Here is a 21,134-nt window from a genome sequence, read left to right as displayed (position 1 = left end):
CACATTTTTTTGGGAGGAGGTAACATTGAGCTTGATAGGCTGATTTTTTATACACAAATAAAAACTCGGGCAGTTATACCCGAGCTTTTTATTTTTACTTATTTTAGCTGTTAACTAGTCTTTAACCCAGACTGATACGCTGCCCGGCTTGGTCTTGAAATTACCCCAGCCGTCGTTGTTGGTGCAGACTTTGTCAGTCGAAGCGTAGCTGCCGGTAATGTCTGTAAAGCAGGCATTTTTATGTGCGTCGCCGGCCTTCATCCATTTGTAACCTTCATAGCTGTTGTCGGTCATCAGTACTGCCAGACCTTTCCAGTGTTCAGCATCACCTTCGCGGGTAAAGCCGATTACGTCGGAATTATCCAGGTAGCTGTTCTGCGCACCATAAGCATAGTCTCTACGTGCCTTCAGCAGGATATCTAGAATCGGTTTATGCGATTTCAGGTTGATAGTGTAGTCATTGCCGTCACCGCCTTTATCTGTATAAGTCGCGCCGTAGTAATCCGCGTAGAATACGTTCGGGTAACCTTCCTGACGCAGCAGGATAAAGGAATAAGCCAGAGGTTTGAACCAGTCTGCAACTGGAGACTCCAGTGCCTGCAGCGGCTGGGTATCGTGGTTCTCAACCAGAGTAACCGCATTCATCGGGTTAGACTGCATCAGGGTGCCGTTCATCAGGCTGCCCATATCATAGTTACCGTTTGATTTGGAAGCGGTATGAAAGTTCATATGCAGCGGCGCATCGAACAGCGACATGGTATACTCGGTATCAGCCAGGTAGCCCTTCAGCGTGTTCACGTCGTACTCCCAGTATTCGGCAACGGTAAACATCTCTTTGCCGGTATGAGCACGCACTGTGTTGATCCAGTCTTTAGAGAAACTTGCCTTGATATGTTTCACTGCATCCACACGGAAACCGTCAACACCGGTGAAATCCGCATACCATCTTCCCCAGTTTTTCAGCTCGTTGACCACATCCTGGTGATCCATATCCAGATCTGCGCCCATCAGGTAGTCGTAGTTGCCTTTTTCGCTGGCAACCTGGGTATCCCATGCTTTACCTGTGCCGCGGAATTTATAAACACAGGTTCCGCCGCAGTTCTCTTTAGTATTGTCATCCCAGTCCACGCCGTCAAAGTGGAACCAGCGCCATTTAAAATCAGAGTATTTATTGTTACGGGCAGTAAAGTTAAATTCTGTCCAGGCGTCGATATTGATATCGCCCCAGTACTCCTGGTTGCGGTTGTTCGGATCGACCCTGACCGCTGTAACAGACTCAGTAGCATCGGCACCCATCATATGGTTGAGCACTACGTCAGCGTAGATGTTTACACCCGCATTGTGAGCACTGTTAACGGCCGCCAGGTACTGGTCTTTAGTGCCGTATTTAGTACGTATTGTACCTTTCTGGTTAAACTCGCCTAAATCGTAGAGATCATAAACACCATAACCTACGTCCCATGCACCAGCTTGACCTTTGTATGCCGGCGGCAGCCACAGTGCGGTAATACCAACATCAGAAAGGTTCTGTGCTTCGCTGGAAACTTTAGTCCACAGGTTATCTGACTGGCTGTTATACCAGTGGAAATACTGCATCATAGTGCCGTTCGTGGCGGCTAATGCCGGCGCAGATACTGAGATTAAGGTAGCTAAAATGGTTGGTTTAATCCATTTTCCTTTGATGTTTAACTTTTTCATTGCTTTTCCTTAAGTTGCGAATAATTTTAACTTATCATTAACGAGCCGGCAAAATAATCATGAACAAAAACTAACTTACAAACAATATTGGAACGGCTGTTATGTGAGCGGGATCTGCTTAATAATCGATCTTTTTCATTGATCGTGACAAGGTGGATAATGTAACATAATCAGCCTCTTACGAGTGTTTTGCGCGGGATGTTGCTGGAAACGTTTACACGATCTTGGAGTGAAAATGCAGGGCAGGAAATAATATTTACTTTTCAATAATCTGCCTGTTTTCTATTATTAGTATGAAGGTCGAAGTATCTGTCTCTGATTTGTTATTCCGTTGAACGTGTTACTATTTAACTTTTTATGTGTGATTTTTATTAGGTTTCAGGCGAAAAAATCTGCAGGCCGGTTATGTTTCAGGGAAAACAGGGATCATCATGAGCAGCGGTTTGCCTTAATCAGAAACTCCTGTAAGCGCTTTTCCTGTCGTTAATAACATCTTCTTATTTTGATTTATAACGGGTATAGAGAACTACAGACTTAGTCGTTTCAATCCCAATAGCCAGCTATTGCTCAATCAAACGCCTCGCTCTTATTAATTTTTCCTACGCAATTTTAGATCATTTACTTTTCCAGATTGGTATTACTCCAGCCTTTATCAGCAGACTTATTTTTATGCATAAATAAAAAAACTCGGGCTGTTACACCCGAGTTTTTTATTTATTATTATTTTTATTTATTGCTGTTAACTAGTCTTTAACCCAGACTGATACGCTGCCCGGCTTGGTCTTGAAATTACCCCAGCCGTCGTTGTTAGTACAGACTTTGTCAGATGAAGCGTAGCTGCCGGTAATGTCTGTGAAGCAGGCATTTTTATGTGCGTCGCCGGCTTTCATCCACTTGTAACCTTCGTAGCTGTTGTCGCTCATCAACACAGCCAGACCTTTATTGTGTTCAGTATCACCTTCACGAGTAAAGCCGATGACGTCGGAATGATCCAGGTAGCTGTTCTGTACACCGTAAGCGTAGTCTCTGCGTGCTTTCAGCAGGATATCCAGCGTTGTTTTGTGTGACTTCAGGTTAACAGTATAGCTGTTACCGTCGCCGCCCTTATCAGTATAAGTTGCGCCGTAGTAATCAGGGTAGAATACGTTCGGGTAACCTTCCTGACGCAGCAGGATAAAGGAATAAGCCAGAGGCTTGAACCAGTCTGCAACCGGAGACTCCAGTGCCTGCAGCGGCTGGGTATCGTGGTTCTCAACCAGGGTAACTGCATGCGTCGGGTTAGACTGCATCAGAGTGCCGTTCATAAGGCTGCCCATATCGTAATTACCGTTCGATTTGGAAGCTGTGTGGAAGTTCATATGCAGCGGCGCATCAAACAGTGACATGGTATAGCCTGAATCTGCCAGGTAGCCCTGCAGTGTACCTCGATCATAGTCCCAGTATTCGGCAACGGTAAACATATCTTTACCGGTATGAGCGCGTACAGTGTTAATCCAGTCTCTGGAGAAGCCTGCCTTAATATGTTTCACAGCATCAACACGGAAACCGTCAACACCGGTGAAGTCAGCATACCATCTGCCCCAGCTTTTCAGCTCGTTGACTACATCCGGGTGATCCATATCCAAGTCCGCACCCATCAGGTAGTCGTAGTTGCCGTTTTCGCTGGAGACCTGACTGTCCCATGCTTTGCCTGTACCGCGGAATTTATAGACTCGCCCGCTCTCTTTGCTGTTGTCATCCCAGTCGACGCCGTCAAAGTGGAACCAGCGCCATTTAAAGCTGGAATATTTATTATTACGCGCACTAAAATCAAACTGAGTCCAGGCGTCGATATAGAGATCGCTCCAGTATTCGGTATTGCGGTTACTCCCGTCAACTCTGACCGAAAGAACAGACTCAGTCGCATCGGCCCCCATCATATGGTTGAGCACCACGTCAGCGTAGATTTGTACGCCCGCAGCATGAGCACTGTTAATAGCCGCCAGGTACTGGTCTTTAGTACCGTATTTAGTACGCACAGACCCTTTCTGGTTAAACTCCCCTAAATCGTAGAGATCATAAACGCCGTAACCTACATCAGATGCACCAGTATGAGCTTTGTATGCCGGCGGCAGCCATAGTGCGGTAATACCAACATCAGAAAGGTTCTGTGCCTCGCTGGAAACTTTAGTCCACAGGTTGTCTGACTGGCTGTTATACCAGTGGAAATACTGCATCATAGTGCCGTTTGTGGCTGCTAACGCTGGTGCAGATACTGAGATTAAGGCAGCTAAAATGGTCGGTTTAATCCATTTTCCTTTGACGTTTAACTTTTTCATTGCTTTTCCTTAAGTTACGAATAATTTTTACTTGTCATTAACGAGCCGGCGAAATAATCATGAACAAAAACTAACTGACAGACAATATCGGAATGGCTATTATGTGAGCGGTGTCTGCTTAATATTCGATCTTTCCATTGATCGTGGCGGGAAAAATAATGTAACATAATCAGTCTCTTACGAGTGTTTTGTGCGGGCTGTTGCTGGAAACGTTTACATTGCGCTGAAGTCAAAAGCACTGGACGGAAGATTGTATTTGTTTTTCAATAACATGGCTGGCTTTAACTGCTGCTGATTTGTTAATAAACTATACATCTGCTTGAAAAATAACCGTCTGTTGGACGTGCCACTATTAATTCGTTTGCAAACAATACCTTAACCATTCCTATGAACTGCAGACAAAGTAATCAACAGGAATGCTCTATTTTTCTGCCTCCAAGTGTGCAGTTAACGGCAGACTCTTATTCTAAGTAAAACCAATATCACTGACTTACGGGGTTAGGCAGCTGAAGATTTAGTGCTTATATGAAATTCACTGCATCAGAGCTTATGCCTTTTTAAGATAGATAAGTGGAAGTGCAGTTACTAAAGATGGTTATTTATCTCTTTATTGGAGGGGCTGTAGAAAGTTAACAACTGGAGCAGTTTTTTCTTTTTGCCTGAAAGTCCATCAAATTCCCTTTATGGTCAATAGATAACTCACAACAGTCGCTGAACAGCCCATAAAGCATCTGGCGGCTTTTCTGCACCCTTGATTTGAGTGTTGAATATTTCACTCCAATTTTTTCAGCATATGCTTTTTGTGACAGGCCGTCGATCTCGACAGCAGTCAGCAGCTTTGCCTCTTCTTCGGGCAGGGCGTTTATAAAAGGAAGTATGCATAGTGACAGCTGCTGGAACACGTTTTTATCAGGCTGTGCATACCAAAGTATCTCCTGAGTAATATCTGCTCCTTTAGCACGGCTGCGGTAAAAATCGATAAGGGTGTTGCCGGCAATCTGAAATAACCACGATTTTACTTTTGTATTCTCTTTTACAGTATTTAGGTTCTGATACGTTTTGATAAGAATTTCCTGCAGCAGATCTTCAACATCATCAGGGTTGGATACATTTTTGTACAGAAATGCCTTGAGGCCTGCTTGATATTCCGGCCAGATTGTTTCTACATTCATCAATTATTACCAGTTTATTATTTTAGGATAATCACTTAATAATTTTATACTCCAATATCCCGCAATCAAGTATGAGCCGTAAATAACGGCGCCGCACTATATCAAGAAGAAAAGGCAAGTGCTCCGTCGAGCACTTGCTATTGTCGGGAGTTAACCGCAGCAGCTGCTGGAGCCGCATCCTGCGTTTTCTGCTGCATCTTCACCTAAACCTAAATAGGTATTTGTTAGATAAAAGTCTGTGAACAACGCTTCAAAGTCTTCCGAGACTGTTTTCTCGGCAAGACCAGCCGCTAACACTGCCTGCTGCCAGGCTTGTGTTTTAGGCATGCCGCACAGGAAATCAAAACCTGTGTATTTTTTTACTATGGCCGCACGATGAAGCAGCGGGAGCCAGGCAATATCAACGCTGCTTAAAATATCCGACTTAAAGAATCTCGTCTCACCTGACAGCTGCTTTTCAATTTTAGTAAATGCCGCTGTAAACTTTTCTGTCCGCTGCTTGAAAGTTTCTTTATCTTTGCTGCTCATGGTTCCGCACTGAACAAGATAGTTCTTTGTACCTAAGTAACTCCATGCCCGGTCCAGTGCCCGCTGTTCATTGCTGACACCCTGCTCCAGCGGACCATACTCATCTTCGATATATTCAACGATAGCATCAGATTCAAACAGAGCTGTGCCGGACTCAGTGACCATCACGGGTACTTGACCATTTGGCGATATGTCCAGAAACCATTGAGGTTTGTCTTTGAGGTTAATATATTCAATTTCATATGCAACCTGCTTTGCTTCTAGAACTGCAGTGACACGTTGAACAAACGGACAAATTTTAAAGCTGATTATTTTAATCATTTTTTACTCTCTTCTTAAGGGGTTTAAGTTATTTACACTTATAAGACGAGTTGTTTTCGGAAAAGACGAAATATTCTTAAAAAAATTTGTTTTAGTCTAGTTAAGCTGGCTCGTAATGTCCCGACAGTGATCTGCAGAGGTGGAATATTTGGGCTTATTACTATTTTAACTGCCTGCTTATAATGTTGTCGGGTAACAATATGAATGACCCCCCTTAAAGATTAAGCATTGAATATCACTATCAGTTTGCCGGTTTATGAACAAACCGGACTGTGTATACCCAAACCACTTGAAGATACAGATTCAGGCAGCTTGGGTATATAAGAGAATGTTTGATTCAGCATTCTTCATCAATGCAGCACTCATCTTGTAAGAAAGCAATCACTGACTGTAGTTTTTCAAACTCTGCAACGCAGAAAAGAGTGCGGCTTTCGCGGCGCTGTGAAATCAGTCCGGCTGAAACCAGGCTTGAAATGTGGTGCGAGAGTGTTGAACCTGGAATCCCCAGTTTTTTTTGTAAACCTCCCACTGCAATACCTTGATAGCCTGCACGAACGACGCTTTTATAAATCGTTAATCGAGTCGGATGTCCTAACTCTTTTAACGCCTTAGCAATAATATCAATGTCCATAGTTCTGCCTCTTTGAAATTGTATTTCGATCTTACTAGAAATTTATTTAGCGTGCCAATAATTAACGCTGGAAGGGGGCTTTCGCCATACTGCAAAGCTGCAGTGTAACGAGTGGTTAGAATTAGTGATGCAGGGACAGTTAAAGCAAACCGCCTTCTTGAAAGGCGAAGGCGGCCTGGATATTATTTATCTCTAGAATGGAATGCTGATTTGGTAAATTCGGTCCCGTCCTTTGTAACTGCTAGATATTTAATATGACGAGCGTAAGGTGCTGTTATTGGAATATAAACCTTACCTTTATCATCAGTTAAGTAAGTTTCACTGTGCATAGATAAGTTGGTTATGGATACTTCGGCATTGACCGAGGGCTGATTGTTATCAGTAACCTGCACCCAGGCTCCTTGTGCTTTATCAGTAACTTGAATTCCAGCAAAAGCTGAGCCGGAGAATAAAAATGCACAAACTAGACTTAAACTTTTAATTTTTAACATAAAGAACACCTTAAAATATTAATGATATGGAAATAGTTAAACTGCCTGACAGCAGGCATTGCGCTGAATAAAAAATCAGGCCGGCAGCTGCCGGCCTTCACTGTATTAATAATCAGCCGAACATAAATGAATAAAGGTAACCGGCACCCACTGCCATACCTAGGATCACGGTTAGAAACGCGGCAATCATCTGGTTTTTAAATATGGATTTCAACAGAATAACTTCGGTCAAACTCGCACCTGCGCTGCCGATAATCAGTGCCATTACCGATCCTAAAGCCATGCCCTTGCTAACCAGAGCCGCGCTTAGAGGGATAACCGCTTCTGCTCGAATGTATAGCGGGATACCAATAACAGCAGCTATTGGGACAGCATACCAGTTAGCTTCACCGGCATACTCTGCTATTAAATCTGTCGGGATAAAGCCGTAGATGAATGCACCTATTGAGATACCCAGCAATAAGTAGGGAAACACCTGTTTGAAGTCTTTCCAGGTTGAGAGCCAGATGCGCATCCAGCGGTTATCTTGTTTTTTGACTTCAGAGATACCGTCACAGCAGGCGGCTGCCGCCGGAGCGCTGTCACTGCATGAAGCTCCTGCCATCGCCGGGGCTGCTGAACTGCATGAAGCGGTTACAGGCTCTGGTGTGCTGCTGCAGCAGGATACCGGTGCTTGTTCTTTTTCAGTTCCGCATGATGTGCCGCAGCTTGAGCTTTCTGTTATCTCATAGGCTTCAGGTCTTACATATCTTTCAAATCCCAGTTTTTCCAGCACAAAACCAGACGTCACTGCCACAATGATTGCGACAAGGAAGTAGAACAGGGCTACTTTAATACCGAAGGTCACGACAAACAGGCCGATAATGACGGGATTAAGCAGAGGACTGGAGAATAAAAATACCATCATAGGACCAAATCCGGCTCTTGCTCTAAGCAGCCCTTTTAAAAAAGGAATGGTTGAGCAGGAGCAGAATGGAGTAATGGAACCAAGCAGCGCCGCGATAATATAGCCTTTTCCCTTGCGTGAACTCAGGATCGACTGGATTTTTTCGGGAGTTATAAACTCCTGCAGCACACCAACAAGATAGCTGATGACTAAAAAAAGAATAATTAATTCGGTCGCTAAGAAAGCGAACATGTCTAGGGCCTCTCTGGCCATAGTTAAAATTTCAGGACTCATAATATTTATCTAACCTCTTTGTTATTTCTAGATGTTTCGAAATATAGTGCAGGCAAAGCCTCTTGTCAACCATTGTTCCGGAATTGTCGAATTATCATTTTGTTATGAGTAATAAAAAAACATGCATCATCGGCAAATTCACCTGCCGCTGATGTACATGTTAATGACTAAGCTGCCTCTGACTGTTACATTGTTATATTTCCCCAAAGAAATGGACTTTTAATATGGTAAAAGGCAAGTTTGTCAGCGGTAATATTTTCCGCCATATAGTTATTATGTCATCAACCAATGCCATTGGTTTAACCGCGCTGTTTCTCGTTGACCTGGCAGATTTGTTTTTCATCAGCCTGTTAGGAGAAACAGAGCTGGCGGCCGCTGTTGGTTATGCCGGCACTATCGCTTTTTTTACTACTTCTATCTCTATTGGCTTATCTATCTCGATGACGGCTTTAGTGTCTAAAGCCATTGGTCAGCAGGATCGTGAAAAAGCGCGCAGGCTGGTTATTAATGTGCTGGTGACCGGGCTGATTATAAGCACTGTAGTGTCGGCAATAGCATGGTATTTCACACCTGAACTGGTCAGCCTGATTGGAGCCAAAGGTTTAACGCATGATCTCGCCGTAACCTATCTGCGCATCCTGCTTCCCTCGTTACCGATTTTAGGTATAGCGATGAGTGCAGGGGCCGCGCTGCGTTCGGTGGGGGATGCTAAACGTGCAATGTATTCAACCTTAGCTGGTGGAGGGGTTAATGCAGTTTTAGATCCTCTGTTTATTTTTACTTTCAGCTTAGGTTTACATGGCGCCGCCGCCGCGTCTGTAGCAGCTCGTTGTGCGGTTGCCTGGGTGGCCCTTCATGGCGTTATGACTAAGCATCATTTAGTCGGGCGTTTTCATTACAGAGAGTGGCTGGCAGATCAAAAAGAAATTTTTAAAGTCGCTGTTCCAGCCATGACTACCAATGTGGCAACACCGATAGGAAATGCTTATGTCACCATGATGATTGCATCTTTTGGTGACAGTTATGTGGCCGGCTGGGCTGTTGTCGGCCGCTTACTGCCGGTTGCTTTTGGCATGATTTTCGCAATGTCGGGAGCTGTGGGCCCCATCATAGGGCAGAACTTTGGTGCTGAGTTATATGACCGTGTGCGCTTAAGTGCTAAACGGGCAGTACAGTTTACTGCTGGTTATGTTGCGCTGCTGGCGATACTGATTTATCTGCTGCAGGAGCAGGTGATCCTGATTTTCGGCGCACAAGGTGATGCAGCTGAATTGATTCGCTTCTATTGTACCTGGTTATGCGCCGCCTTTATCTTTAACGGTATTTTGTTTATCGCCAACGCCGCGTTTAATAACTTAGGTTACCCCAGCACTTCTACGGTAATGAACATTGGTAAAGCAACTCTTGGAACCATCCCTTTTGTTTATTTTGGAGGGCAGTGGTATGGAGCCGTCGGGGTGATAGCTGGTCAGGCGGCGGGATCCGTTATATTCGGCTTACTGGCCTGGTTCTGGGCACAGCGTATTCTGCACCGCTTAGGTAAGGATGAGCAGGCACTTGTACATGAGGAAGATGAGCTGCCGGTCAGCTCCTCTTTGCCATTGACGCCGTTCTGTTCGAGCCGGGCATATATGTGCGCAGACAGCGAAGAGTGCATGATAAGTGATCCCTCTTCAACAAAAGAGGAGTGAGTGCCCTGCATTTTGATGCGGGACAAGCTGCCCTTATTTTAATTTTTCTTTATCAAGTAATGCGCGTTTACGCCCTAACCCTCAGCGGTATCTGCCAAGTCCGCCGTCTCCCCTTAAAACACGATGGCAGGGGAGCAGCATGCCGATTCGGTTTTTCCCGCATGCTGATGCCGCGGCGCGAACCACTTTGGGTTTATTGATTTGCTCTGTCACTTCACTATACCTTTTCTATTAAGTTTTTTTAATGCAGATTCAAATTCCAATGCGCAGGAGTATGCTGCTTCTTTACTGCACAATTAGCGGGGTTAGTAAGTATTTAATAAAGTTATCATTTATCTGCTCAATATTGAGTGCTTTCATTTGCCCCTTTATATCGAACCATATTTTATTTTTTTCAATTAAATGAATACGGTAATCTAAATAGAGCTGCTGTTTTTGATCTGCTTTGAGCTTCTTTTTTAATATCCAGCTTCTAAAGCAAAGCAGCACGACTGAAAATAGTAATAGAAAAATAAAACCGGTCAGTCTATGCAGTTCAGTTGCATCAAACAAATCAAAAAACAGATGACTATTTAAGATAAAGCTGCAGGTAAATAGAAAAACAATAAGCAGGGTGAATGACTTTTTTAAATTACTTTTTGCTCTGTTTACATCTTTAGCTGTAGTCAGGTAGTCCCGGCATGAGTCTAATAATGTTTTTTTTGAGCAGTCATTAAAATTTCGCATTGTTATTAACCTGATCCCATTTTGGGGCTCTGTCCTAGAACAGAGCTTGTACTGCAGTTTTAAAGCTGCTTGATATTATGCAGTGATCTCTAGCCTGTTTCCTTCAGGATCAAGAACAACACTTTCATAATAACCATCTCCTGTGTGCCTCGGGCCATCCAGTACTTCAAAACCGTCCTGCTTAAAGTTTTCTGTTAACTGGTTAACTTTCTCTTCACTGCCGACAGAAAAAGCAATATGGATCAGTCCGGTAAATTGTTGATAGATATCATTTTTTGATTCAGGGATTGAATTCATCTGCATTAATTCGATACGGGGCCCGTCAGTAAAGCTTAAAAAATAGGATGAAAATCCTTTTACCTGGTTAACGTATTTATTATTGCATTGAGCATGAAAATAGTTCTGATAAAAACTTTTCATCTTTTCCAGGTTTTTACACCAGACGGCTATGTGTTCAATTTTCATTTTACGACCTCAGTTATGTAAAAATTATTATTTTTTCGGAGCTGGAGTATCCCGGTTAATAAGTGATAACAGCGATATATATAACCGCTTCAGCCTCTAGCTTATTATTTGTTTCAGTCAGTTTTTGTGAGTAGTATTCCGACAAAGCATTACTTACCTTGCAGCGCCTTAACTGGGATAGATATTTTTCAGCACCTTTCAACATAATCATCTCCTTATTAATGTGATTATAGATTTCATTGCTTCGAATAAATTATGTGCTATAAATAAGGATGTAAAAACAGATAGAAATTTATTAACAGGTTCCGCATAAAGGTTGTTTTTGCTGTTTTTTAGTCGCATTAGAGTCTTGTTGGTTGAAATAAGGAACTGGGTTTTGTTGAGGGATGTATGTTTTGCTTGATGATAAGTTGTTTCGGCATTATTCACATCTTGTTGAACTTGGAGTTCAGCAGGATATTGCTATTTCATTGAAAGATATTTCAGAAAAGCTTTTTACGAGTCTGCGTCATGCCCGTACTCTGCTGAAAAGTATGCAGGAGTCAGGGTGGCTTACCTGGACGCCTAAGGCAGGACGCAGTCAGCGCTCGCTGTTACGCCTGCATTATGAGTTACAACAGCTTAAAGCGGATATAGCTGCATCACTTATCGTTTCGGGAAAGTATGAAAAAGCATTAATGCTGGTGGACGGGGATCACTCTGTTTTCGGCCAGTTATTACAAAAAACTTCTGGAGCGATACGCAGGGAAGGGCTGCTGCATATACAGCTTACATACCGCCGTTTGTTTTCTTCACTGCTTCCTCATAAACCACAACGAAATAGTGAACGTTTTCTTCTGCGTCAGATCTACAGCTGTTTAGTGCACTGTGATAAAGACGGCCTGCTTACTCCACTGCTGGCGCATCACTGGGAACACGATGATCAGAAAACATGCTGGAAATTTTACCTGCGGCCGCAGCTGTTTTTTCATAATGATCAGGAGATCAATGCTGATGCTGTGGTACAGCTGTTTAATCAGCTCAAAGTGCTGCCTGAATATCAAAAAGAGTTAAACCACCTGCATAGTGTTTCTGCTGTTCACCCGCTTTGTATTGAATTTTGTCTTACTCAACCGGACTGGGGATTTGCCGGGCTGCTTGCAGATATCCGCTATTCGATTCAACCTGCTGGACAAGTTATTCAGTCCTTATCTTCCATAGTCGGCAGTGGTGCTTTTTATCTTCAGGAGCAGTCTAAAGAGCGGGTGAGGCTGCAGGCCTTTAATAAATTCCATGCCAGCCGGGCATTAACGGACAGCGTCACAATCTGGCAGCTGCCTCAAAAAAAAGCGGATTCATTTGCTAAAACATTATTACAAACAGGTATTGCTGAGCAGACAAAAACGAGTTGTTCTCATTATGTTTCAGTTAATGAGACCCAAAATACAATACCCGAAGGACGTCGTTATACACGAATTGAAGACGGCTGTTTACTTTTGCTGTTTAATCAACAAAGTGATGATACTGAGCTTACCTCCCTGCAGCGCAGATATCTCTGCAGTCTTTTAACCCCGGGTAAACTTCTTAAGCAGCTTAATACAGATGAAAATCAGCTAGGAGCGGTTACTGCATATAACCTGCTGCCAAGCTGGCATAAAACTTATAGAAAAAATGTTGAAAAACAAACTCTTCCGGCAGAGTTGAGCATTGCTGTATTTGATCATTTTGCCCTGCTGGACTGCGCTAAAGCGATATCGTCAGTTCTGCAGGAGAACGGCGTTCAATGTCAGGTAAATGTTTATTCCTTTGCTGAATTACAGCAGAAAGCTTCTAAAAAGCAGCTTAGCGAAGCACTTATTTTAAGCAGTATGAACCTTGATGATAACCGGCCTACTTCTATTTTCCGCTGGCTGCTGTCCAACCCTGTGTTAGAGCAGGTGCTTTTAGCGGAAGAGAGTGACTGGTTAATGCAGGTGCTTACCGGTATCCGTGCCGCGGCACCATTAACTGAATACTTATTTGAGCTGGAAGCTGTTGCGACTTCGATGATTTATGAAAACTGGATTTTTCCATTGTTTCATCATCGCCAGTCCCTTCAATTTGAAGAGGTGCTTAAAGGAATTTCAATCACCGACTGGGGCTGGCCGGCTATGCAGCATGTCTGGTCTGAAGATTAAGGCAGATGAATTATTAACAATTATAAAGGCAGTATTTCAGCCTGACTGCTATTACAAAACAACAGCTGATAAAACAGTATATTTGGTTTTTAGCTGTTGTTTTTTATGCCTGTAAAAGCGGAATTTGTAATGGAAAATTTATTTAATGGTTAAATTAACACGGCGGCTTAATGAGTCTGTCTTTTTAGTCGTGATTACTTTACCTGAGTCAGCAATTATGATGCTCTGTTTTTGTATGCCGTAGGTAAGTAATTCTTCTTTTACTGATTGTGCCCGGCGTTGTGCAAGTTTTTTATTGTACTGTTTTGAGCCGCTGTTATCTGTAAAACCCTGCAGTTCTAATTTTAACGGATAGTGCTGTAATAGCTGGGCAACGCATTCGTTTTGCTGCTCAGGTACGTTGATCGCCGCTGCTTTATTAATTTCAAAATAACGGGGAGTAAAACCTGCCATGATGTTATCTTTAATAATAATGTAGGGAATGCATTCATTGCCGACTTCAATCGTTGGAATTGAATGGATATTTGTTTGAAAGACTATTTTAGGGCCAGAAGCCTCTTTTGCAGAAAGATTTTTATCATCCGTTGTACTGCAGGCTGCTAATAGAGCGAGTCCTGAAAGCATCACAAGTTTCTTAATTTGCATGAAATTTTCCTTATTTTCTTTATTTAATACTGAGTAGTTTTTTCTAAGCTTTCCAATAATGTATTACCTCTTTTAATCAGTTTTTTGGCTTTTTTAAATGATCTTTTTTCCATTAGAACATTTGCATAAGCAAATAAAGAGCTTGCTTCACGTTTTTGTAATACGATCACGGGTTTAAAATTGGCCGGAAACTGCTTGGCAAATTCAACTATTTTTTCATCCAGTAGAACAAGGCCTTGATAGTTATTAACCGAAGAGAGCTGTTCCGTTAGATTGTCGATATCATTTTTATAAAAAACAGCTGCGGCTTCATGGGGGAAAGAAGCGCTGTTAGGTTCAGCTTTAACAGCTTCAGTGTATTTTGACAGTTCACTCACTGCTGATGTCATTTTCCGGCTTTTTTCTAATATAACTTCAGCATCTTTATAGTTATGAAAAACCAGCTCACCAACTTCAATTAAGCTGTTAAGCTCTTTGTAATCTTTATCATTGAGTGCGTTATTAAATTTGTTTTCATACAACTCAAAAGCTTCGTTTGTTGCTAAGTATTCCTCTCCAGGTGTTAATAGAGATAAGTCGGTTAATAAGTTTGGAATATCATAATTTCCAGTTTCTTGATAACGGCCTTGGAGTAATAGTTGATCTAGTCTGTCAATTAATGCCGCAATAATTGACTGGCGGCTTGTGCGCTGTTCATTTTGAATTTGTTTCAGGCGTAGTGAATCTGGATAATAAACAAAAGCTTCTGCCAGAATAGCTTCAACAGCATCATTGTTTTTATATTTTCCATTTCCGACTGTTGGTGCATTTTTAATTTTCTGCTCAACAATATCAATTAACTGCTGCTGGTGTTTTCTAAATAGTGCTTGTGCAATTAATTTATCTTCTGTTTGAATACTATCGATATTTGTTAAAAAGTCCGAGGCACTTAATGTTGAATAATCGGCTATTTTAGACAGATACTGCTCTTTGACGGAAAGTCTGTTATTTAAGTCAGCAATATCTGCATTCTGAGTCATATAGGTATTCGCCGCTAAAGAGCACAAACATACAAGAACGGCAGCAGCTGCAATTTTTGGATAAAGCTTTATAGAAAGGCTGTTAATTAAGCTGTCAACATTACTGATACGGCTGCTCTTGTGCAGTGCTAAGCCTTTCTTCAGCGGCATCCAATGGTAATAATTCAGGTTTTTAGGCTTGCTGAGCTTAGTTTTCTTTACATCAACTTTATCTGCAGCAATACGCTGATAGGGATGTTTACTAGATAACAACTCGTAAATGATACAAGAGAAGGCAAATATATCATCGGCCGCACACGGTGATTCACCATTCAGCTGCTCTAAACTTGCATAAGCGGGCGTATAGCCGCTCAGTGCAGAAGTTGTATTTTTGTCTTGAACCGCATATTTATCATAGTTAAGCTGCAGTGAGCGTGCGACACCAAAATCAAAAATTTTTATTTCCCCTTTTCGGGTTAAAAAAATGTTTGAAGGTTTGAGATCTGTATGAATCAAGCCGTTTTTATGAGCATAGCTTAAGGCTTTTGCAATCTGTTTGATAATTGTTTGTGTTTTAGAAAATGAAATACCTAGAGGTTTTGAACGATTAATTATCTGATCTAATGATTCGCCGTCCAGCAGCTCCATAATCATAAAATCATATTCACCATCAGAGGCTACATCGAAGACGCGAATGATATTAGGGTGCGAAAGCTTTTGAGTCTGCAGCGCTTCTTTTATTAAAACCTGCTGCACGTCCTGCATACCAGAAAATTGAGTTTGTAATACTTTAATGGCTACAAACGACTCATCAATACCTGCATTTTTTAAGTGGAGATCAACTGCGCGATACACATCGCTCATTCCTCCAGTTCCAATCTGGCTCTCTATTAAATAACGCTCATTGAAACAGGTTCCGATTAAATCTTTGTCTGAACTCTCTGCTTTAAATTTAACATCTTTAGCGGCTATAACCGTTTTATCATTATCGGCATTTGAAGTTTTTTTATCGTCCATAATACTGTTTATACGTCCGTTTTAATCAATTATTAATCAGTTTTAAGTTGGCTTTATCAATTCATTTTTAGTTTTAAATACTGTTTCAAGACTTTTTGTTTTTGTAATGATTGGTATGTAAAAAGTCACTAATTCATTAATATCAAAGAGGGTTTTAATGATATTAAGAACCTTGCTCTATGTGTTTAAATAAAATAAAGCCGAGAAGATAACATGTTTTTGTTATTTGTTTAATTTATTTTGCTTGTTGTCTGCTTGTGTTTTTTGCTGTTTTGCTTTGTTTTTATGTGTCTTGCTCTTTTGTTGTTTTTCTTAGTGTGTTGATTTTGTTGCTTTTATTTTTGTGTGGTGCTGTTTTTTAGCTTCGTATTTTAATACAGCTCTGCTGGCGGGAGTCTTGTTTTGTATTTTGTTGTTTATTTAAATTATATATATTCGTGTTGAAGGATTTACACGCAAAGAAAAACACTTATAATCACCGCCGTCATATTTTTGTCAATCCAAAGTCTTGTTGCACTTTGTTGTTAATTTATAGAGGTCTAAGTGTTAGATGCAGGTCAATTTTAAAATAGTAAGTTATCATCGTTTATCTCCAGAGCAGGTTTCTGAAATTTCAGTAGAACAAAATGCGCTGTTTGGCCGTTCTGACAGTAATGACTGGTATTTACCCGATCCAGAGAAAGTCGTCTCTGGTACGCATGTTGAAGTAGTAAAAGAAGCTGACGGCTTTTATCTTTACGACAGATCGACAAATGGTGTTTATATAAACCGCTCTGTAGAAGCATTAGGTGATAAAAAGCATAAATTGTGCTCTGGTGACCTTTTATCGATCGGTGATTATGAAATTGCTGCCGAATTAAGCGGAGAATCTAAAGACTCACTGGTTAATACGGGGACATTTAATAGTCCATCTGTCAATGTTGATACCCCGGCACCTGCTGCGGCTGAACCTGCCTCTTTTTTGGCTCATGACTTATTACAGACGGAAGCCTTAAATAATGCCGCCGCATTACCTGCCGTTAATAACGATTTAAACGATCATTTCTGTGCTCCTGCTTCAATACCTGAAGAGTGGGATCTTAATTTGCTGGTGAATAATACGGATACATCGGTGAGCCGGCCGCAAATTAAGCCGGCACCCCAAAAAAATGATCACATGGTTTCTCCTGTTGCGCCCCGGCAGGTGAGTAGTGAGCCTGCACCGGCTGCAGCGGAGCCTGTAAATAATACTGCCGCGCTGCAGCCCCCAAGAGAGCCCCACCAAGTTTCTCCCGTTAATCATACAAATTCGCCAATGGATGAGTTTTTAAAAGGCCTGGGTATTTCAAAAAATATTGCAGCAGCTGCCTTGCCGGATGAAATTTACTTTGAACTTGGGCAGTCAATGAATTTAATGCTGCTGGGGTTAATTAAATCATTAAGAACCCGTGCTTCGTTAAAGAATGAATTTAAAATCAATCAGACTACTTTTCAGCAGCAGGAAAATAACCCGTTGAAATTTTCCGCAACCATTGACGATGTTTTTCAGAATTTATATCTGCATCGCAGCAGTAGTTTTTTATCCTCTAAAAGTGCCATTGATGAAGCTTTTAACGACACAGAAAATCACGATAAAGCACTCGTGGCCGGTACGCTTGGTGCACTGCAGGGGCTGTTAGAGCAGCTGGATCCTGAAAGAATCAGAGAAAATAATTATCAGGAACATTATTTAGACAAAATAATTCCTAAAAACAAGCCGGCAAGGAACTGGAATATGTTTCTGCAGCTGCATGAAAACTTGAAAGATGAAATATCAACACATGGAAGTAGTGCGTTAACAGACGATTTTGTTAAAGCGTATGACCAAACAATTAAGTCTTTAAAACTGAAATAATAAGAGGATATAAAATGAAAATTTTTAAGCAATACATTAATACGCTGGTAATTACGGCCGGGATCTTGTTCTTATCCGGCTGCACAGGTTCGAATGTATTCTCATCTACTGCGAATGCCATTGTCTCTCCTTCTACTGATCTGGTTTTTGATGTCGCCAAAGATATAAATCCTGATTTATATGAAAGACCTTCACCTGTGGTTGTGACTATTTATGAACTTTCATCGAGAACTATTTTTGATAATCAGGATTTCTTTGCTTTGTATGAAGATTCAGAGTCGATTTTAGGACCGGATCTGCTTAATAAAGAGGAGCTGGAACTGCAGCCGGAACAAAAATTAACGCATACCTTGGAGCTGAATAAAAATGCCCGTTTTGTAGGTATTGTTGTTGCGTATAGAGATATCGATAAATCACGCTGGCGCGGTGTTGTAGAAGTATCACCAACAGGTTACGACGATATTGATATCAATGTGGAAAAGTTAGCCGTTTACATCAAAGAATAAGCTGGAATTAAAATAATAGGGAAGTTATGAGTGATATAAATTCGGTTGCCTGGTCGGAAGGGATGTTTTTACGGCCGCAGCATTTTCAACAGCAGGACAGGTATTTACAGTTTCAGCATGCATATATTAATAAAACGAGTAACCCCTACTGCTGGGGTATTTTTGATTTTGAAATTGATAAGAGCTTATTAGCACTAGGGCAGTTTGGTTTAAATCACCTGCAGTGTATATTTCAAGATAATACATTAGCCTCGCTTCCGGAGCAGGCTCCATTACCTAAGTCAATTAGTGTTGCGCCAGGCACTCTGGATCAACTGGTTTATATTGCTGTGCCGGTTAATAAAAGCTCCGGGTTGAATATATCAGATTCTTTAGACCCTGTTATTACACGTTATAAGTATCATGATCAAAGTATTATGGATACCAGTGTCGGCAGCGACGCGATCGAAATGCTCCAGGTTGCCCAGTTAAATTGTCAGCTTAAGCTGCAGAATGAGGATCGCTCCGGTTATATCTCCTTTGCGGTTGCTCGTATTGTCGAGGTTTCGGAAGAAGGGCTGGTGCATTTAGATCAGAAGTTTATCCCGTGCTGTTATGCCGTGCAAAATATACCTGGTTTATTCAAATTAATTCAAGAAGTTATAGGTATGATCAAGCAGAGGGCCGATGTTATTGCCGCTCGGCTTAGTCAGGGGCAGGGGGCTTCAAGTTCAATCGCTGATTTTTTAATGCTGCAGCTGCTGAATAAATATCAACCTGTTTTTGAACATTTCCACGCGATATCTGGATTACACCCGGCTGATTTTTATCAGACATTAACCAGCTTTGCAGGTGAATTAGCAACCTTTACTTCCCCGGATAAACGCACCGTGCAGATGCCTGCATATCAGCACGATGAGTTAAGCACAATTTTCAGCAGCTGCATGGCGGTTATTATTAACAGCTTAAGCAGTGTATTAGAGCAGACTGCTGTGCAGCTGCCGTTAAAAGAAAGTCAGTTTGGAATTCATGTCGCGCCGATAAACGATAAAAAATTATTAGACAGTGCAGATTTTGTTCTGGCGGTAAAAGCCGATGTAAAAAGTGAAGACATTCGTCAACGATTACCTTCGCAGATAAAAATAGGCTCTGTAGAAACGATTAGAGAGCTGGTTAATAACCAGTTAACAGGGGTCGGCTTAACCGGCCTGCCTGTTGCACCCCGCCAGGTTCCATTCCATGCCGGTTATCACTACTTCCAGTTAGACAAGTCTAGTGTGCACTGGGCAAAACTACAGTCCAGCGGCGGAATCGCACTGCATTTATCAGGTAACTATCCGGCTTTAATGCTGGAGCTATGGGCTGTTAACAGCTAATTAATTGATCAAGGATCGAACAACGTGAATGACAAAACAATAGTGAAACCCAGCCCGGGCAGGCGAAGTCCGGCGCTGAATTCAAATAAACAGAATAATGACGGTGCGGGTGATGCACAAACCAATAATCATGACGATAAAAATGGAAAAACGGTTGTATTTGAAAATGCTAACAGCCGGCCTGCACACAACCTTGTACTTACCATTGCGGACAACCCGGTAGTAGACTGCGCCGGCAATCTATTATCATTATGCTGCCAGCTGCGCATTATTGAAAGACATGATGATATCAGCCAGTTACGTTATCAGTGTATTGAGCTGATAAAAAGTTATGAACAGGAACTACGGGCAGAAGGAGTAGATTTAGAAACAATTGAATCATCACGTTATTGCATCTGCTGCTTTTTAGATGAAACTGTTTTGAATACAAAATGGGGAGGAAACAGCAGCTGGGCCTCTGAAAGTCTGCTTTCTACTTTTCACAGTGAAACATTCGGCGGAGAGTATTTTTATACCTTACTGGATGATGCACTGCAGCATTCAGCAGTAAAACATCATTTATTAGAGCTGATGTATCTTTGTTTATCCCTGGGATTTGTCGGAAAGATGCGTTTTGAAGAGCAGGGGGAGCGTAAGCTTGAAGATTATCGAGAATCGGCCTATTTAGCTGTTAAAAACCACAAAGCTGATTTTCACCGGGAGCTTTCTCCCGGCTGGCAGGAAAAAGTTGTAAAAGGGGGAGAGCTTCAAGCATCATTTCCTTTATGGGTTATTGTTACCTTGTTTGCAGCTGCAGTAATGTTTGTTTATATGGGATTCAGCTACAACATTAATAATTACTCATCTTCTGCGTACGATGAACTAGCCGGACTTGTTCCATGGAAGGAAGAAAAAGCAGATAAAAGCGCACTTAACCGTAAAGAATTTACCTTGCTGAAGCAGCACTTACAAACCGAAATCCAGCGGGATATGCTGAATGTTGAACAGTTAAGCGGCCGTGTTCGTATCCGCATTGGTGCCGGGCATCTTTTCTCCTCAGGCAGTGCAGAGGCACGTGAAGACTTTGTCGTGGTGTTAAATAAAATCGCCCGTACTTTAGAAAGTACACAGGGGAAAATATTAGTCACCGGTCATACCGATGATGAAAAAATATTTACTACCCGTTATCCCTCCAACTGGCACCTGTCACTGGCAAGAGCAACATCAATTGCGAATGTACTTGCAGACAGCGCTGCATTAAACGGGCGTTTGTGGCCTGAAGGAAGAGGTTCAGACGAGCCTGTTGTAGAAAATAACAGTATAGAAAACCGCGCTGTTAACCGAAGAATTGAAATAGATTTACTATTTTAATCGCCATTACAAA

General features: G+C 41.9%; 19 protein-coding genes. 6 read left to right on the top strand and 13 right to left on the bottom strand.

What is annotated here, in order from left to right; translation table 11 throughout:
• Positions 1-114: 114 nt before the first annotated feature.
• The 7 genes from G337_RS0123090 to G337_RS0123060 all read right to left on the bottom strand — a co-directional run bounded on the left by G337_RS0123090 (position 115) and on the right by G337_RS0123060 (position 8,339).
• On the bottom strand, positions 115-1,698 hold the full coding sequence (locus tag G337_RS0123090) for an alpha-amylase (RefSeq protein ID WP_028865945.1): 1,584 nt from the start codon (positions 1,696-1,698) through the stop codon (positions 115-117).
• 743 nt (positions 1,699-2,441) lie between these two features.
• Complete coding sequence (locus tag G337_RS0123085; RefSeq protein WP_028865944.1) at positions 2,442-4,016, bottom strand: alpha-amylase; 1,575 nt, start codon at positions 4,014-4,016, stop codon at positions 2,442-2,444.
• 629 nt (positions 4,017-4,645) lie between these two features.
• Positions 4,646-5,188: an RNA polymerase sigma factor SigZ gene (gene sigZ / locus G337_RS0123080; protein ID WP_028865943.1), complete on the bottom strand. Its 543-nt coding sequence runs from the start codon at positions 5,186-5,188 to the stop codon at positions 4,646-4,648.
• 150 nt (positions 5,189-5,338) lie between these two features.
• The gene (locus G337_RS0123075; protein WP_028865942.1) at positions 5,339-6,037 is read right to left on the bottom strand and encodes a glutathione S-transferase family protein; all 699 of its coding nucleotides are present in this window, start codon (positions 6,035-6,037) and stop codon (positions 5,339-5,341) included.
• Between the two features lie 337 nt (positions 6,038-6,374).
• Positions 6,375-6,668, bottom strand: coding sequence for an ArsR/SmtB family transcription factor (locus tag G337_RS0123070; protein ID WP_028865941.1), 294 nt, complete (start codon positions 6,666-6,668; stop codon positions 6,375-6,377).
• Positions 6,669-6,850: 182 nt separating this feature from the next.
• Positions 6,851-7,159, bottom strand: a complete 309-nt coding sequence (locus G337_RS0123065) for a hypothetical protein (protein WP_028865940.1) — start codon at positions 7,157-7,159, stop codon at positions 6,851-6,853.
• Between the two features lie 112 nt (positions 7,160-7,271).
• On the bottom strand, positions 7,272-8,339 hold the full coding sequence (locus G337_RS0123060; RefSeq protein WP_028865939.1) for a permease: 1,068 nt from the start codon (positions 8,337-8,339) through the stop codon (positions 7,272-7,274).
• Positions 8,340-8,563: 224 nt separating this feature from the next.
• Between G337_RS0123060 and G337_RS0123055 the strand changes: the two genes are divergently transcribed.
• Positions 8,564-10,030 (top strand): MATE family efflux transporter, encoded by a 1,467-nt coding sequence (locus G337_RS0123055; RefSeq protein ID WP_028865938.1) that lies wholly within the window; start codon positions 8,564-8,566, stop codon positions 10,028-10,030.
• 81 nt (positions 10,031-10,111) lie between these two features.
• Here G337_RS0123055 and G337_RS28460 read toward each other — a convergent pair whose 3' ends face one another.
• The 4 genes from G337_RS28460 to G337_RS28810 form a co-directional block, all read right to left on the bottom strand.
• On the bottom strand, positions 10,112-10,243 hold the full coding sequence (locus G337_RS28460; protein WP_084605590.1) for a methylated-DNA--[protein]-cysteine S-methyltransferase: 132 nt from the start codon (positions 10,241-10,243) through the stop codon (positions 10,112-10,114).
• Positions 10,244-10,315: 72 nt separating this feature from the next.
• The gene (locus tag G337_RS0123050) at positions 10,316-10,756 is read right to left on the bottom strand and encodes a hypothetical protein (RefSeq protein ID WP_028865937.1); all 441 of its coding nucleotides are present in this window, start codon (positions 10,754-10,756) and stop codon (positions 10,316-10,318) included.
• A gap of 75 nt (positions 10,757-10,831) precedes the next feature.
• On the bottom strand, positions 10,832-11,221 hold the full coding sequence (locus tag G337_RS0123045; protein ID WP_028865936.1) for a VOC family protein: 390 nt from the start codon (positions 11,219-11,221) through the stop codon (positions 10,832-10,834).
• Positions 11,222-11,276: 55 nt separating this feature from the next.
• The gene (locus tag G337_RS28810; RefSeq protein ID WP_157619448.1) at positions 11,277-11,426 is read right to left on the bottom strand and encodes a hypothetical protein; all 150 of its coding nucleotides are present in this window, start codon (positions 11,424-11,426) and stop codon (positions 11,277-11,279) included.
• Positions 11,427-11,607: 181 nt separating this feature from the next.
• Between G337_RS28810 and G337_RS0123035 the strand changes: the two genes are divergently transcribed.
• A complete protein-coding gene (locus G337_RS0123035; RefSeq protein ID WP_037028467.1) occupies positions 11,608-13,377 on the top strand; it encodes an SgrR family transcriptional regulator in 1,770 nt (589 codons plus the stop codon).
• 138 nt (positions 13,378-13,515) lie between these two features.
• Here the strand turns inward: G337_RS0123035 and G337_RS28010 are convergent, their stop codons facing one another.
• Both G337_RS28010 and G337_RS0123025 read right to left on the bottom strand, forming a co-directional pair.
• The gene (locus G337_RS28010; protein ID WP_028865934.1) at positions 13,516-14,022 is read right to left on the bottom strand and encodes an OmpA family protein; all 507 of its coding nucleotides are present in this window, start codon (positions 14,020-14,022) and stop codon (positions 13,516-13,518) included.
• 23 nt (positions 14,023-14,045) lie between these two features.
• Positions 14,046-16,037 carry a serine/threonine-protein kinase gene (locus G337_RS0123025; RefSeq protein ID WP_028865933.1) on the bottom strand — a complete coding sequence of 664 codons (1,992 nt, stop codon included), beginning with the start codon at positions 16,035-16,037 and terminating at the stop codon, positions 14,046-14,048.
• A gap of 550 nt (positions 16,038-16,587) precedes the next feature.
• On the opposite strand from G337_RS0123025, the gene tagH reads away from it, so the two are divergent.
• From tagH to tssL, 4 genes are read left to right on the top strand one after another with little or no spacing between them, the layout of a single operon-like run.
• Positions 16,588-17,910: a type VI secretion system-associated FHA domain protein TagH gene (gene tagH / locus G337_RS0123020; RefSeq protein ID WP_028865932.1), complete on the top strand. Its 1,323-nt coding sequence runs from the start codon at positions 16,588-16,590 to the stop codon at positions 17,908-17,910.
• A 14-nt stretch (positions 17,911-17,924) separates the two neighbouring features.
• Positions 17,925-18,416 (top strand): type VI secretion system lipoprotein TssJ, encoded by a 492-nt coding sequence (gene tssJ / locus G337_RS0123015; protein WP_028865931.1) that lies wholly within the window; start codon positions 17,925-17,927, stop codon positions 18,414-18,416.
• 26 nt (positions 18,417-18,442) lie between these two features.
• Positions 18,443-19,771 (top strand): type VI secretion system baseplate subunit TssK, encoded by a 1,329-nt coding sequence (gene tssK, locus G337_RS0123010; protein WP_028865930.1) that lies wholly within the window; start codon positions 18,443-18,445, stop codon positions 19,769-19,771.
• 24 nt (positions 19,772-19,795) lie between these two features.
• Positions 19,796-21,121, top strand: a complete 1,326-nt coding sequence (gene tssL, locus G337_RS0123005; protein ID WP_028865929.1) for a type VI secretion system protein TssL, long form — start codon at positions 19,796-19,798, stop codon at positions 21,119-21,121.
• Positions 21,122-21,134 lie beyond the last annotated feature (13 nt).

This window comes from Psychromonas aquimarina ATCC BAA-1526 (assembly GCF_000428725.1).
GTDB classification, from domain to species: domain Bacteria; phylum Pseudomonadota; class Gammaproteobacteria; order Enterobacterales; family Psychromonadaceae; genus Psychromonas; species Psychromonas aquimarina.
This window is presented reverse-complemented; position numbering and strand designations above follow the sequence as displayed.